Genomic DNA, 15906 nt, shown 5'->3' on the forward strand with positions numbered 1-15906 from the left:
CGTTCCGGTTGGTGAGCGAGGTCCGCCGACCGGAACTTCCGGCCCCGAAGTTCCGGTCGGTTGTTCATGGACCGTGCCGGTCCGGCCCCAGTTGAATCGGCCGAGGTCCTCTTCGGACCGACTGGGGTGTAAAGGAGTTCGGCGGAGTTGCGGGCAGAACTGGGCAGGGCCGGCCGGGTACACGAGGCGTTCGAGGACCAGGCGGGCAAAACTCCGCACCGCGAGGCGGTCGTCGCCGGAGAACGGCGGACGACCTACCGGGAATTGGACGAGGCCGCGAACGCCGTGGCGCACGCGTTGCTCGAACGAGGGTTCTCGCGCGGGGAACTGGTCGGCGTGCGGCTGCGTCGCGGGCCGTGGCTGGTGCCGGTGCTGCTCGGCGTGCTGAAGGCGGGTTGCGCGTACGTGCCGCTCGACCCGGCCGCCCCGCGTGCGGCGGTCACCGAGATCGTCGAGGACGCCGGGCTGCGGCTGGTCGTGGTGGACGAACCCGGCGCGGACGAACCGGTTCCCGTGCTCGCCATCGCGGACATCGACCTCGCGCGCACTTCCTCCCCCGGCGTCACGGGTGAGGGTTCGGACCTCGCCTACGTGATCTACACGTCCGGCTCGACCGGACGGCCCAAAGGCGTCGAAGTCGAGCACCGCAACGTTCTCGCGTTGTTGCGCTGGGCGGCCGCCACCTACTCCGACGACGAACTGCGGGGCGTGCTCGGCGCGGCCTCGGTGTGTTTCGACGCGTCGGTGGCGGAACTGTTCCCGCCGTTGGTCACCGGCGGCAGCGTCGTCCTCGCCGAGAACCTGCTGGCGCTGCCCCGTCTTCGCCACGAGGTGACGTTCGTACAAGGAGTCCCGTCCGTGCTCGCCGTGCTGGCCCGCACGCCGCTGCCACCGTCCGTGCGGACCGTCGCCATCGCCGGCGAGCCACTGAGCCGCGCGCTCGTCGACCGGCTCCACCGCAACGACGGCGTCCGCCGGATCGTCAACTGCTACGGCCCGACCGAAGCCACCGTGAACTGTTCGTCGTACGAGGTCGGCCGTGACGAACAGGCCGACCCGCCGATCGGTACCCCGCTGCCCGGCGCGGAATTCTCCGTACGCGATCGGGACGGCAGTTGCCTCGACGACGGCGAAACGGGCGAGCTGTGGGTCAGCGGGGCGCTGGTGACCCGGGGCTACCTCGGGCGGCCCGAGCTCACCGCGAGCAAGTACGTGACAGAGAACGGCATCCGGCACTACCGCACCGGCGACCTGGTCCGGCGACAGGACGGCGTGTACCACTTCGCGGGCCGTGTCGACGACCAGGTCAAGGTCCGCGGGTTCCGGGTCGAACCCGGCCAGGTGCAGGCCGTCCTGCTGACCCACCCCGCTGTCGGCAACGCCGTCGTGCTCGCCCCGGCCGACGAGTCCGGGGAACGACGGCTGATCGGGTTCGCGGAGCCGGACGGCGACCGGCCGACCGAAGCGGCACTGCTCGGCTGGCTACGGGCGCGGCTGCCCGGGCACCTGGTCCCTTCCCGGATCGCGGTGCTCGACGCCATCCCCCTCGGCACCACCGGGAAGGCCGACCGGGCGGCACTGGCGGCCTGGGTGTTCGATCGCGACGCCTCGGCCGAGTTCGTCGCTCCGCGCACCGGCACCGAACGGTTGGTCGCCGAAGCCGTCACGGCGGCCTTCGGCCTGGCGGACATCGGCGTACACGACCGGTTCACCGACTCCGGCGGACACTCGCTCGCCGCGGCGCGCGCCATCGCGCGACTGCGCGAAACCACCCACCGAGTGGTCAGCCTGGAGGACTTCCTCGCCGACGGCACCGTGGCCGCCGTCGCGCGGCGGCTCGACGAAACCTCGCCCGTCGAACCGGCGGCCGAACCGGTCAGCGACCCTCGGCGCGAGGTCTTCCCACTCACCCACACGCAACGCGACCTGTGGACCCTCGCCCAGCTCAGCCCGACGGGCACCGCCACGACGGCCGCCTGGCGTCTGCGTCACCACGGTCCGTTCTCGCGCGAGGCGATCCAGCTCGCGGCGGACGCGCTGGTGGCCCGTCATCACGCGCTGCGCGGCACGGTCCAGGATCAGAACGGTGAGCCGATGCTCGTCATCGGTTCACCAGCGCCGGTTCCCCTCGACGTCCACGATCTCAAGGGAGCCAACGCCGAGGAACTGGCCGCCGCCGCGGCGCGGCACGCGTTCGACCTGAGCACCGAAACGCCGTTGCTGCGGATCACGGCGCTCCGCGTCGCCGACGAAGTCACCGAGCTGATCGTCGTGTCGGACCACATCGCCACCGACGGCGTCTCGATCGGCGAGATCATGACCGGTCTGGCTGGAGCGGACGCACCGGAGCCGGGGGCACAGATCGGCGATGTCGCCCTCCGCGAACAAGCGCTCGGTGGGCGCGACCGGCTGACGCGGTACTGGTCGGCCGAACTGTCCGGTGCGGTCCCGCCGGACGCGCTGTTCGACCGGCCCGCTCCGGGGGCACAGCGGTTCCTCGGCGAGCGGGTGACCGTTCCGCTGCCCGAAACGCTGCGTGCGGAGGTCGACCGGCTCGCCTCGGCGTCCGGGGTCACGCCCTTCGCGGTCTACCTGTCCGCTCTGGGTGTGCTGACCGGTTCGCTGGTGAACGGCTCGGACGTCCTCCTCGGGACGGCGGCGGCGCGGCGGGATTCCGTCGATCTCGCCCATACGGTGGGGCCGCTGGTGGAGGTGCTCCCCGTCCGGCTGCGCCCCGATCCGGCCGGTTCGTTCCGCGATCTGCTGCGCACGGCCATGACGACCACCGTGCGGGCGATCGACCATCGCGGCCTACCGTCGGGCGAGCTCACCGAACTCTGGGGCGGCGACCGTCCGGCGGGGATGCCGCTCACCCCGGTGTCGCTTTCGGTGCAGCCCGCCGGGCTCCCGATGTCGGTACACGGGCCGGGCGTCCGGCTGGACCTGCTCGGCGAACTGCCCACCGGCGGCAGCCACACCCCGCTGACGGTCTTCGTCAACGAGCACGTCGGCGGCGGCGAGCTGATCCTCGAGCACGATCCGGCACTGCTCTCCCCTGCCCGCGCGCACTGGTTCACCCGGTCACTGCTGCACATTCTGCGGACCGCACTGTCCACTCCGGACTCTAAGCTGTCCACTTTGGACCTGATCGGCGACGAAGAACGCGCGGAGCTGACCGGCTGGGGCACCGGCGTCACGCTGCCGCCGTCGGAAGCACTGAGCGTCCCGGACGCGGTGCTTCGCCATGCCGAACGCACCCCGGACGCGATCGCGGTGTCCACGCTGACCTACCGGGAGCTCGTCGCCCACGCCGACCGGGTCGCCCGTGGCCTCATCGCGGCGGGCGTCCGGGCGGGGGACGCGGTCGGCGTGTGCCTTCCCCGCGACGAACTGCTCCCCGCGATGCTGCTGGCCGTGTGGCGAGCGGGCGCCGGATATCTGCCGCTCGACCCCGACCTGCCGGCGGCGCGGCTCGCCCAGCTCGTCACCGAGGCCGGCGTGACGGTCGTCCTCACTCGCGGAAGCGCGCGCGATGTCGCCGCCGCGTTGCCGGGCACGGTGCTCGACGCCGACCTGGTACCCGACGCCGAAGCCGAGCTGGCCGTGCCGAGCGGAGATTCGCTGGCCTACGTGCTGTACACGTCCGGCTCGACCGGCCGACCCAAAGGCGTCGAAGTGACGCACGCGAACCTGCACGCCTTCGTCCGGTCGCGCCAGATATCGCACGGCATGACGGCCGGCGACACCATGGCGGCGATCGCGCCGCTGGCGTTCGACGTCTCCGTGGAAGAACTCTGGTGGCCGCTCGCCACCGGGGCGCGCTGTGCGATCGCCGAACGCGACCAAGCCGTCGACGGTCACCAGCTCGCCAGGTGGCTCGCCGAGAGCGGCGTCACCATCGCCGACCTGACGCCGACGAGCCTGCGGATGCTGCTCGCGGCGGACTGGCCGGGAGACCCGTCGCTGCGGCTGCTCCTCGGCGGTGAGGCACTCGACCCCGACCTCGCCGCACGCGCGTTGCCGCTGGTGGGTGAGTTGTGGAACGGGTACGGCCCGACGGAGGCGACGGTCGCGGCGACCGCGCACCGCGTCACGCCCGGTTCCGCCTGGGTGCCGATCGGAAAGCCGACGCCCGGTGCTCGCCTGTCGGTGCGCGACGGCGGGGGCAGGCCCGTGCCGTCGGGCGCGATCGGCGAGCTGTGGATCGGCGGGAGCGGTGTAGCCCGCGGCTACCGCGGGCATGTGGAGCCGGCCGCGTTCGTCACCGAGGACGACGGCCGCTGGTACCGGACGGGCGACCTCGTCCGATGGCGGCCGGAGGGCACGCTGGAGTTCCTCGGGCGCGCCGACGACCAGGTGAAGGTGCGGGGCAACCGCTTCGAGCTTGGCGAGATCGAGGCGGCGTTGCGGTCACTGTCCGATGTGGACGACGCGGCGGTGACGGTGGTCGAGGACGGCGTCGACGCCCACCTGGCCGGCTACCTCACCCCGGCGACGGCCGACCCGTCGGCCGCTCAGCGGCACCTCCGCAAGCTGCTGCCGGGGTACATGGTGCCGAGCCGATGGCTGACACTGGACGCGCTTCCCTTGCTGCCCAACGGAAAACTCGACCGGCGCGGGTTGCCTCCGGTGCCGGCCGCCGCGACCGCCGCGGCGGCGCCGCTCTCACCGGACGAGGCGGTGGTCGCCGAAGTCTGGCGTACCTGCCTGGACGTCGGCGAAATCGGCCCGGACAGCGACTTCTTCGCCCTCGGCGGCCGATCCCTGGCGGCGACGCGGGTGGTGGGATCGCTGCGGGAGCGGGCGGCCCGCCGGATCACCGTGCGGACGCTGTTCGACCACCCCGTGCTGGCGGACTTCACCGCACAGCTGGGCGGCCTGCGCGCCGAACCGGCGGGCCCGGTCGAAGAACTGGTGGCGGTCGTGTGGGCCCAGGCCCTCGGCCACGACCGGGTCGGCGCACTGGACGACTTCTCGGCGCTCGGCGGCGATCCGGCGAAGGCCGCTCAGGTGGCGGACCGCCTGGCGGCGGCGCTGGGCTTCCCGATCCCGGCGGAGAGCGTGCTGGCGCACCCGATCCTGCGCGAGTTCGCCAAGGCGCTGAACGCCATGGCCATCACGGCCCTCGAATCCGTGCCCACGGGCGGCACGGCATGACCATCGACCAAAGGCACCACATGACCGCGGCACCGCACCTTCCCAGCCTCCTCGCGCAGCGCGCCGCTGCGGCCTTGCGTGGCGACACCAGCGAACGCCCCGCGCCGCTCTCCCCCGCGCAAGCCCGGCTGTGGTTTCTCGCCCGCTTCGAGCCCGACGGGCACGCCTACAACATCCCCGTCACTCTCGAACTCACCGGGCCCGTCGACACCACGGCGCTCCTCGCCGCCGTCCGGGACGTCGCCCGGCGGCACGTCGTCCTCCGCAGTGTCTACCGGGAACTGGAGGGCGAACCCCGGGCCGTTCCCCGGCCCGCAGACGACGTTCCCGTGTCTACTGTGGACACCCCCGCTGAAGAGGCCGACCGGCCCTTCGCCCTCGCCGAGGAGCCGCCCATGCGGGCCACGCTCTTCCAGGCCGCGCCAGACCGCCATCTGCTGGAACTGACCTTCCACCACATCGCCATGGACGCCGCCTCCGTCGACGTCGTGCTCGAAGACCTCGCCACCTGCTATGCCGCACGGCTCGGCACCCGCCCCGCGCCCGAACCACCGGCCCGCCAGTACGCGGACTTCACGCCCGCCCTGCCGCACGAGGAGGATCTCGCCTGGTGGTGCCGGAAGCTCGCCGGGACCGGGGTGCTGGAACTGCCCGTCGACCGGCCGCGACCGATGGTCGCCTCCGGCGAGGGCGCCGAAGTACCTGTCGAAATCCCGTCCGCGCTCACGAGCCGGCTCGAGGACATCGCCAGGGAGACCGGCTGCACGCCCTTCGTTGTCCTGCTCGCCTGCTGGCAGGCGCTGCTCGGACGCCTCGCGGGGACCGACGACGTCGCGGTCGGCGTCCCGGAATCGGGGCGGCGGCACCCAGGGTCGGAGCGGGTCGTCGGCTGCTTCGTCGACACCCTCGTCCTGCGCACGGACCTCTCCGGCGTCACCACCGGCCGCACCCTGCTCGCCGCCGTCCGCGACACCGTGCTCGACGCCTTCTCGCACCCGGACGTGCCCTTCGAACGGATCGTCGAACGGCTCGCACCCAAGCGGAGCCTCGACGCCTCGCCGGTCTTCCAGGTCATGCTCAACGTCCTCGACGACCCGCCGGGCACGCCCGAATGGCCCGGCCTCGACGCGCGGGTGCTCCCGGCGCCGGTACGCGGCGTCAAGTTCGACCTGAACCTCGCACTGTCCCGAGTGGACGGTGCCTACCGCGGCGGGCTGTCCTTCCGCACCGACCTGTTCGACCCCGGCACGGCCGAGCGGATCGTCCGCTGGTTCGTCGCGCTCCTCGACGGGGTCACCGCGGACCTCGACCGGCCGGTCGCCGACGTCCCCCTCGAGACGGTGACCGGCCCCGTGCTCGCCGGACCGGCTCCGGAGGCCACCGAGTACCCGTCGGTGCCCGTGCTCATCGAGCGGACCGCCGACCGCGTCCCGGACGCCGTCGCCGTGGTCGGCGCGACCGGTTCGCTCACCTACCGTCAGCTCGACGAGCGCGCGAACCGCCTCGCGCACCGGCTCCGCGAACTGGGCGTGACCGCCGACGAACCGGTCGGGATGCTGCTGGAACAGGGCACCGACGTCGCCGTCGCGGTGCTCGGCATCATGAAGGCGGGCGGGGCGTACCTGCCGATGGACACCACGTACCCGCAGTCGCGCGTGGCCGCCATCCTCGCCACCGCCCAGGCGCGGATCCTGGTCGCCCAGCCCGGCCTGTCCATCACCGTTCCCGGCGTCACCGTCCTGACCGTCGACGACGCCGTCGCGGGGCAACCCGCCACACGGCCGGACGTCACGGTGGCCGGGCACGACCTCATCCACGTCATCTTCACCTCCGGCTCGACCGGCTCCCCCAAAGGCGTCGCGGTCGAGCACCGCAATGTCGCGCACTACCTCGCCGGGATGCTGCCCCGCCTCGGCGACGTCGGCGGCGCGTCGTTCGCGGTCGTCTCCACCCCGGCCGCTGACTTCGGCCTGACCTGCGTGTACGGCGCACTCACCACCGGCGGCACGGTGCATCTGGTCGAACGGGACACCGCGATGGATCCGGAGGCGTTCGCCGGCTACCTGGCCGAGCACCCGGTCGACGTCCTCAAGTGCGTGCCCAGTCACCTGGAACTCCTGGCACGCCACGGAGATCTGGCCTCGGTGCTGCCTCGTGCGCTGCTCATCCTGGCGGGTGAGGCCTGTCCGTGGTCGCTGGTCGAACGCGCCGAAGCGGCCCGGCCCGGACTACGCGTGCAGAGCCACTACGGGCACACCGAAAGCACGATGATCTCGATGACCTGCGACGTGGCCACCGTCCCCGGCCACGAGCGGGACGGCTACGTACCGCTCGGCACGCCGTTGCCCGGCGTGGTCGGCTACCTCGTCGACCGCGCCGGTGCGGTGGTGCCGCCCGGGATGACCGGCGAGCTGGTGATCGGCGGACCGCAGATCACGCGCGGCTATCTCGGCGACGACACCCAGACCGCCGAACGATTTCGGCCGGACCCGCTCGGCACGGGCGTCCGATGCTTCCGCAGCGGGGACCTGCTGCGCGTGCGCGCCGACGGCACCGTGCAGTTCCGCGGCCGCGCCGACGACCAGGTGAAGGTCCGCGGCAACCGGGTCGAACTGGGCGAGGTCACCGCAGCGCTGCGGGACGTCGACGGCGTCGCCGAGGCCGTGGTGCTGCCGGTGGGCGACGGCCTCGACCGGCGCCTGGCGGCCTGGCTGGTCGGGCCGGGGCTCGACGTGGCACTCGTGCGCCGCACGCTGCGGGAGCGGCTGCCGGACTACATGGTCCCCGCCTCGCTGACGGTGCTGGAACGCCTGCCGCTCAACGCGAACGGCAAGATCGACCGCGCCGCGCTGCCCGACGTCGCCGCTCCCGCCCCGGCGGTGCGCCGTCCGGTCGCCACCCCGGCGGAACGCCTGGTCGCCCGCGTCTGGACGGAGGTCCTCGACCGGTCCGACGTCGGCGCGGACGACGACTTCTTCGCCGTGGGCGGCCATTCGTTCGCCGCGGTCCGGGTCGCCGGACGGCTCGGTGAGGCATTGCACCGGGAAGTGTCGGTGCGGACGCTGTTCGAGTACCCGGTGCTGGCGGATCTGGCCGCGGAACTGGAGACCGACACGAACGGCGTGTCCGGCGGCGCGCCGATCCCCGTGCGCCCCGATCCCGAGGCCCCCGCCCCGCTGTCGTCGGCGCAGGCCCGGCTGTGGTTCCTCGACCTGCTGGAGCCCGGATCCGCCTACAACCGGGACATCGTGCTGCGTCTGCGCGGCCCGTTGGACACCGACGCCCTGGCCCGCGCCGTGCGCGAGGTCGCGGCCCGGCACGTGGTGCTGCGCAGCGTGATCGAAGACCGCGACGGCGTCCCGATGGCCGTCCCGCTACCCGCGGACACGATCTCACTGTCCATTGTGGACACAGCGGATACAGATGATGTCACTGCCGCGTACCGAGCCGAGGTGGAACGGCCGTTCGCGCTCGACCGCGAACCACCATGGCGGGCGAAGCTGTTCCGCGTCGCCGACGACGACCACGTCCTGGCGATCACCATCCATCACATCGCCACCGACAACTGGTCGCGGGGCATCATCGGCACCGACCTCGCCGTCGCCTACAGCGGACAGACGCCGGCCTCGGTTCCCGTGCAGTACGCGGATTACGCGGCCTGGCAGGCCACCCGGCAGCGTCCGGAAGACCTCGACTGGTGGTGCGAGCGCCTAGCCGGCCTTTCGCCTCTGCTCACCCTGCCCACCGATCGTCCGCGGCCGCCGGTGGCCGCCTGGTCCGGCGGGCACGTCCGCTACACGCTCTCCGCCGGCCTCACCGCGACGCTCCGCCGCGTCGCCGGCGAGACGGGCGCGACCCCGTTCATGGTGCTGCTCGCCGGCTGGCAGGTGCTGCTCGGCAGGCTCGCCGGCGCCGACGACGTCGCCGTCGGTGTGCCGGAGTCCGGACGCCACCATCCCGACGTCGAGTCCACGGTCGGATGCTTCGTCAACACGCTCGTGCTGCGCACCGATCTCGGTGGCGACCCGACCGTGCGCGAACTCCTCGGCCGGGTCAGGGAGACCGTGCTCGGCGCGTTCGCGCACGCGGAAACGCCACTGGAAGCGATCATCGAGCGGCTCAGACCGGACCGAACGATGTCCGCGACGCCGCTGTTCCAGGTGCTGCTCAACGTCCTCGACCAGCCCGCGCCCGAACCGGAGATCCCCGGCCTCGACGTCACGCCGCTGCCCTCGACCACCGAACGCGTGAAGTTCGACCTCAGCATGGCGCTGGTCAACGACGGCGACACCTACTCGGGCGAACTCGCCTACCGCACCGACCTGTTCGACGCCGCGACCGCCGAACGGATCGTCGCGGACTTCCAGAACCTCCTCGAAGTCCTTCTGTCCGATGTGGACGCCACGGTCGGCATCACGGTCACGCCCGGGGAACCGGCCGCTCCTGCCGCGGCGAAACGAGGAGGCGGCGTCCCGGCGACACCCTCCGAACAGCGGGTCGCCGAGGTGTGGGCGCAGGTGCTCGACGTGCCGAAGGTCGGCGTCGACGACGACTTCTTCGCACTCGGCGGGCATTCGTTCACCGCGGTGCGCGCGGTGCGGCTGCTCGACGAACGGCTGCGCGTCATCGACCTGTTCCTGCGCCCGACCGTCCGCGAACTGGCCGCCTACCTCGACGCGGGCGAGGAGACCGGCGGCATGCTCCACCGCCTTTCCCCCGCACGGGCGGGCGCGGCGGAGGCGACGCTGATCTGCGTGCCGTACGGCGGCGCGTCGGCCGCGGTGTTCCAGCCCCTGGCCAACGAACTCGACGGCGTCGACGTCCGCGCGGTCGAACTGCCCGGCCACGACGTCGCCCGCCCGGACGAGGACTTCGGCACGATCGACGAGATCGTGGCCGCCCTCGCCGACGAGATCGGGCGGACGGTCACCGGCCCGGTCGCGCTGTACGGACACTGCGTCGGCTCCGCGGTGGCGACGGCACTGGCCGCGCGGCTGGAGGCCGACGGCCGGACCGTCCTGGGCGTGATCGTCGCGGGCAGCTTCCCGGCTGCCCGCCTGCCCGGCCGTCTCTCCGCCTGGCTGCAACGGAAATTCCCTCGCGAACGCTGGGTGTCCGACCGGCTCTATCGCGATACGCTCCGGGCGGGCGGCGGCCTTCTCGACGACATGGACGAGAAAGCGAGCGCCGCGATGCTGCGGGGCCTGCGGCACGACGCAGCGCAGGCACAGGCCTGGTTCGGCCGCGAGCTCGGCACCGAAACCCGGCTCTCGGCGCCGATCCTGTGCGTGGTCGGGGCGAGCGACCCGGCGACCGAGCTGTACGAAGAACGGCACCGCGAGTGGGGCGCCTTCGCCGACCGCGTCGACCTCGCCGTACTCCCGAAGGCGGGCCACTACTTCCTCCGGCACCAGGCGGCGGAGGTCGCCGACATCCTGCGGACGCGGCTTTCCCAGTGGGCGGCCGGGCAATTGCCGCCGCGGGTGGACGACGTCCCGGTGGCCGCCGGGCGCAGGGGGCTGCGGGCCTTCTACACGGTCGCCGGTGGCCAGGCGATGTCGATGATCGGCAACGAGCTCAGCTCGTTCGCCCTCGGCGTCTGGGCTTACCAACGCAGCGGGCGGGTGTTCGACCTCGCGCTCGTGGTGCTCCTGGCCCGGCTGCCGAGCATGCTGCTCACGCCGGTCGGCGGCGCGCTCGCCGACCGGTTCGACCGCCGCCGGATCATGCTCGTCTGCGATCTGGTGAGCGGGGCGGCGATGGTCGCGCTCGCCGTCCTCGTCGCGCTGGGACGGCTGGACCTGCCGACGGTATGCGTGATCGTCGGGGTGACGTCGCTGGCGTCGGCCTTCCACCGGCCCGCGTACCTCGCCGCGATCGCCCAGCTGGTACCGAAGCCGTACCTGCCGCAGGCGAACGCGCTGGCCGACATCGGGATCGGGCTCGGCACCGTGCTCGGCCCGATCCTCGGCGGTGTCCTCATGGGACTGTCCGGCCTCACGTCGGTCGTCGTGGTCGACGCCGCCACCTTCGCCGTCGGCGTCGTGACCCTGCTGGCCGTGCGGTTCCCCGACCGGCTCTTCTTCACCCGGCAGGAGCCGTTCCGCAAGGCGCTCACCGGCGGCTTCCAGTTCGTGCTGCGCCGCAAGCCGCTGCTGGCGATGGTCGGCTATTTCGCCGTGGTCAACTACTTCACCGCGCTGATGTGGGTGGTGATCACGCCGCTGGTGCTGTCGATCGGCACCCCGGGCGAGCTCGGGTTCGTCAGCGCCGCCGGTGGCGTCGGCGCCGCGGTGGGGGCCGTGGTGGTGATCTGGTGGGGCGGCACGAAACGCCGCGCCACCGGGATGATCGGATTCGTCATCGGCTCCGGCCTCGGGGTGCTGCTGATGGGGGTCTGGCCGTCGGCGCTGGTCATCGCCGCGGGCCTGTTCATCCGGCTGGCCTGTATGAGCATCGGCAACGCGCACTGGCTGTCGATCATCCAGACGAAGGTCGGCCAGCATCTGCAGGGCCGGGTGCTCGCCATCAACGTCATGCTGGCCACGGCCATGTCCCCGCTCGGGTTCCTCACCGCCGGCGCGTTGTCCGACTGGTTCGGCCCGCTCGCCCGCGGCTTCCACGCGCTGGATCCGGTCACGGCCAACGACTCCCACGCCGGAGTCGCCGCGCTGATGGTGTTCTCCGGGATCGTCCTGGTCGTCTGGGGTGTGCTCGGACTGCGGTACCGGCGGCTGCGCGACATCGAGGACCTCTTGCCGGACGCCGCCCCGCCCACCGAGGTCGACGCCGATCTCGACCGGGTCCAGGCGCTGGCAGACCGGGCCGTGACACGATGACGCGCCTGGTGACCGGGGCCGACGTCGCGCGGGCGGCGGACCGAATCCGGAACTCCGTGCGCCGCACGCCCGTGCTCGGGCCGGTCGACGGACTGTGGATCAAACCGGAGAACCGGCAGCGGACCGGCTCGTTCAAGGTCCGGGGCGCGCTCAACGCGGTCGCCGGGCTGACGGGCCACGTGCTGGCCCAGTCTTCCGGCAACCACGGCCGCGCGGTGGCGTACGCCGCGGCCCGCGAAGGGGTGAAGGCCACGGTGGTGCTGCCCGAAACGGCGCCCGCGTTGAAGGTCGACGCTGTCCGCGCGCTCGGCGCCGAAGTGGTCGTCGTGCCCCCGGGCGAACGGGAATCCGCGACGGCCGAACTGCTGGCCCGCACCGGCGCCACCCTGATCACGTCGGCCGACTTCGCGGTGATCGCCGGCCACGGCACGGTCGGCGCGGAGATCGTCACGGATCTGCCGAACGCGGGCGCCGTCCTGGTCCCGGTCTGCAACGGCGGCCTGCTCGCCGGCGTCGCCGTCGCGGTCAAGGCGTACTCGCCGGGCACGCGGGTCATCGGCGTGGAGCCCGAACTCGCCGCCGACGCGGCCGATTCGTTCCGCACCGGCCGCCTGACGCGCTGGCCGGTGTCGCGGACCTACCGGACGATCGCCGACGGCCTGCGTGCCCCGGTGCTCGGCGAGCTGGCGTGGGAGCACGTCAAGACGCTCGTGGATGACGTCGTCACGGTCGACGAGGAAAGCATCGTCGCCGCGCAGGCGTTCTTGTTCGACCGGTTCGGCGTGGTCGCCGAACCGAGCGGTGCGGTGGCGACGGCCGCTCATCTGACCGGGCGTGCCGGACCACTCGGAGGGGCGACGGTCGCCGTCGTCTCCGGCGGGAACGTCGCCGCGCCACCACTGGGGGCTAGGAGAGAGCAGGTGTCCGTTGAACACGGCTGAGATCGGCGGCGTGCTCGCCACGATCGGGAACACCCCCTTGGTCGCCCTGGACCGGGTCGTCCCACTGGCGGGCTCCCGGGTGTTCGCGAAACTGGAGAAGTTCAATCCCGGCGGCAGCGTCAAGGACCGGACCGCGCTGAACATGCTGCGCGGCGAGATCGGCTCCGGCAGGCTCGTGCCGGGCAGATCGGTGGTCGTCGAGTCCACTTCCGGCAACCTCGGCGTCGGGCTCGCGCAGATGTGCGCGTATTTCGGGCTCGATCTGGTGTGCGTGGTCGACACCCGCACGACCGCGCAGACCCTCGCGCTGCTGCGGGCCTACGGCGCCACGGTCGAGGTCGTCACCGCCCCGGTGGACGGCGACCTGCTCGGCGCCCGGATCGCCCGGGTGCGGGAGCTCCTCGCACTGCTGCCGGACGCGTTCTGGCCCGATCAGTACGCGAACCCGCTCAACCCGGCGGCGCACGAGCACACCATGCGCGAGATCGCCGACGCGCTCGACGGCCGCGTCGACTACCTGTTCTGCGCGGTCAGCACCGGCGGCACGATGCACGGCTGCGCCGACTACATCCGGCGCGAAGGGCTGAGCACGAAGCTGATCGCGGTCGACGCCGCGGGCAGCGCGATCTTCCACGTGCCGACGGAAGAGCGCCGGATCCCCGGCCACGGCGCCGGTCGGCGGCCGCCGCTGGTCGACACGTCCGCGGTGAGCGAGGTCGTCCACGTGACCGACCTCGAATGCGTGCGCGCCTGCCGGACGCTCGTCGCCCGCGAGGCCATCCTCGCCGGCGGCTCGTCCGGTGCGACCGTGGCCGCGCTGGCCAAACTGCGCGACCGCATCCCACCCGGCTCCCGATGCGTGCTCGTCTTCCCCGACGACGGCAACCGCTACCTCGACACCATCTACTCCGACGCCTGGGTCCGCGGTCACTTCGGCGAAGTGCCCGAAGTGACCGCCCGCGCCCTGGCCGCCATCCCCTGAGGAGCTCCCCTTGCGTCACCTGATCTCACTCGACGACCTGACCGACGACGACCTGCGCGCCATCGTCCGCCGGGCGGCCGCCCTGGCGGAACGGCCGCGCGCGACGTATTCCACTTTGGACGGTGCGGTCGTCGGCATTCACTTCCGCAAGACCTCCACCCGCACGCGCACGGCGTTCTCCGCGGGCGCGCTGCGGCTGGGCGCCCGGATCATCGCATACGGCCCGAACGACCTGCAGACCAACACCGGGGAGACCATCGAGGACACCGGCCGCGTTCTGTCGTCGATGCTGGACTTCCTGGTGGCGCGCACCGCGGCCGATCCGGCGGAGCTCCGGGCCATCGCGGCACAGGACCGGATGGCCGTCGTCAACGCGATGAGCGCCGACGAGCACCCGACCCAGGCACTCGCGGACCTGACGACGATCGTCCAGCGTTTCGGCCGCGTCGACGGCGTCCGCATGCTGTACCTCGGCGAGGGCAACAACACGGCGGCGGCACTGGCGCTGGCGCTCAGCCGTTTCCCCGGCACCGAACTGCACCTGCGCACCCCGACCGGCTACGGCGTCGACCCGGACATCCTGGAACGCGCGGGCAAACACGCCGCCCGCCACGGATCGTCCATTGTGGAGCGACACGACATGCTCGATCTGCCCCGTGGCGTCGACATCGTCTACACCACCCGGTGGCAGACCACGGGAACGTCCAAACCGGACCCCGACTGGCGCACGGTCTTCGCGCCGTTCCAGGTGACGGCGGACCTGTGGCGGACCAGCCCGGACGCGCTGTTCCTGCACGACCTGCCCGCGCACCGGGGCGAGGAGGTCACGGCCGACGTGCTCGACGGTCCGCGTTCCATCGCCTTCGCCCAGGCGGAGAACAAGCTGTACAGCGCGATGGCCGCGCTCGAATGGTGTGGCGGGGAGGACTAGGCATGAGCTGGTTCGATGTGGCCGACAGCGGCCTGGCCGGTGCGGGCGAAGTGACGATGCTGTCCCGTGAAGACGTCCGCAAATGCCTGACGAACCTCGACCCGGTCGACGTCGTCCGCGAAACACTCGCAGACCACGACCGCGGGCTCGGCCTCCTGCCCGCCGAGGCGTACCTGCGCTGGGAGAACTCGCGAGGCGCCTACACGCGGTCGATCGGGATGCCGGGCGCGATACGGTCGGCGTACGGGATGAAGATCATCAACGCCAGCGTGTCCAACCCGGCCCGCGGTCTGGAACGCGCGGGCGGGATCGGCCTGTGCTTCGACGCGGAGACCGCCCGGATCACCACGATCATGGAGGCCGGCCTGCTGAGCGCGGTCCGGACGGCGGCGGTGAGCGCGGTCGGGGTGGACGTTCTCGGATACGGTGGGGCGGCCTCGCTGGCCGTCGTCGGCTGCGGCGCGCAGGGCCGGATGCACGCGGCGCTGCTCGCCGAACGGCTGCCGTCGCTGCGGACGGTCACGCTGTACGACCGGTCTCCGGAGGCAGCGCAAGCACTGGCCGCCACCTTGCCTGGGATTTCGGTGCAGGTGTGCTCCACAGCGCGGGAAGCGGTGTCCGCGGCCGGGATCGCGGTGTTCACGACCACGATGGACGAGGGTTACGCCGAGCCGGACTGGGCCACGCCGGGCGCGTTGCTGATCAACGTCTCCCTGGGCGACCTGACGGACACGACGTTCCGCGACGCGGCGGCGGTCTATGTCGACGACGTGGACCTGGTGGCCGAGAACCCGCGCCGTCCGCTGGGCCGTCTGATGGCGGAGGGCGTGTTCGGGCGCCCCGATTCCGCCGGGCCGGCACGTCCGCTCGATGGCACCTTGGGCGGAATCCTGACGGGACGGCACGGCGCGCCCGGTGTCGCGTCGCCGTATGTGGTGCTGAACCCGTTCGGCATGGGAGTCCTGGACGTCGCGCTGTACGCGGCGGTCTCCGCCCGGGCCGCGGCCGAGGGCCTCGGTACCGTCGTCCACCTCGGCTGAACAGCCACCCAGGAGA

At 72.4% G+C, this 15906-nt stretch carries 6 protein-coding genes; all 6 read left to right on the plus strand.

All coding sequences use genetic code 11. From position 1 onward, the window contains the following. Positions 1 to 147 precede the first annotated feature (147 nt). The 6 genes from ACIRGA_RS14735 to ACIRGA_RS14760 are packed head-to-tail and all read left to right on the plus strand — an operon-like array spanning position 148 to position 15890. Positions 148 to 5157, plus strand: coding sequence for an amino acid adenylation domain-containing protein (locus tag ACIRGA_RS14735; protein ID WP_400940981.1), 5010 nt, complete (start codon positions 148 to 150; stop codon positions 5155 to 5157). Then, on the plus strand, positions 5154 to 11996 hold the full coding sequence (locus tag ACIRGA_RS14740) for an amino acid adenylation domain-containing protein (protein WP_400940983.1): 6843 nt from the start codon (positions 5154 to 5156) through the stop codon (positions 11994 to 11996). Before ACIRGA_RS14735 ends, ACIRGA_RS14740 begins: the two co-directional genes overlap by 4 nt. After that, positions 11993 to 12937 carry a threonine/serine dehydratase gene (locus tag ACIRGA_RS14745; RefSeq protein ID WP_400940986.1) on the plus strand — a complete coding sequence of 315 codons (945 nt, stop codon included), beginning with the start codon at positions 11993 to 11995 and terminating at the stop codon, positions 12935 to 12937. The genes ACIRGA_RS14740 and ACIRGA_RS14745 overlap by 4 nt, the downstream gene beginning before the upstream one ends. After that, on the plus strand, positions 12924 to 13919 hold the full coding sequence (gene sbnA / locus ACIRGA_RS14750; protein ID WP_400940989.1) for a 2,3-diaminopropionate biosynthesis protein SbnA: 996 nt from the start codon (positions 12924 to 12926) through the stop codon (positions 13917 to 13919). The genes ACIRGA_RS14745 and sbnA overlap by 14 nt, the downstream gene beginning before the upstream one ends. Positions 13920 to 13929: 10 nt before the next feature. Next, positions 13930 to 14850, plus strand: a complete 921-nt coding sequence (locus tag ACIRGA_RS14755; RefSeq protein ID WP_400940992.1) for an ornithine carbamoyltransferase — start codon at positions 13930 to 13932, stop codon at positions 14848 to 14850. Between the two features lie 2 nt (positions 14851 to 14852). Further along, a complete protein-coding gene (locus ACIRGA_RS14760) occupies positions 14853 to 15890 on the plus strand; it encodes an ornithine cyclodeaminase (protein WP_400940994.1) in 1038 nt (345 codons plus the stop codon). The last annotated feature ends 16 nt before the right edge of the window (positions 15891 to 15906 follow it).

It is taken from the genome of Amycolatopsis sp. NPDC102389, from assembly GCF_044765885.1.
In the GTDB taxonomy this organism is placed as follows: Bacteria; Actinomycetota; Actinomycetes; order Mycobacteriales; family Pseudonocardiaceae; genus Amycolatopsis.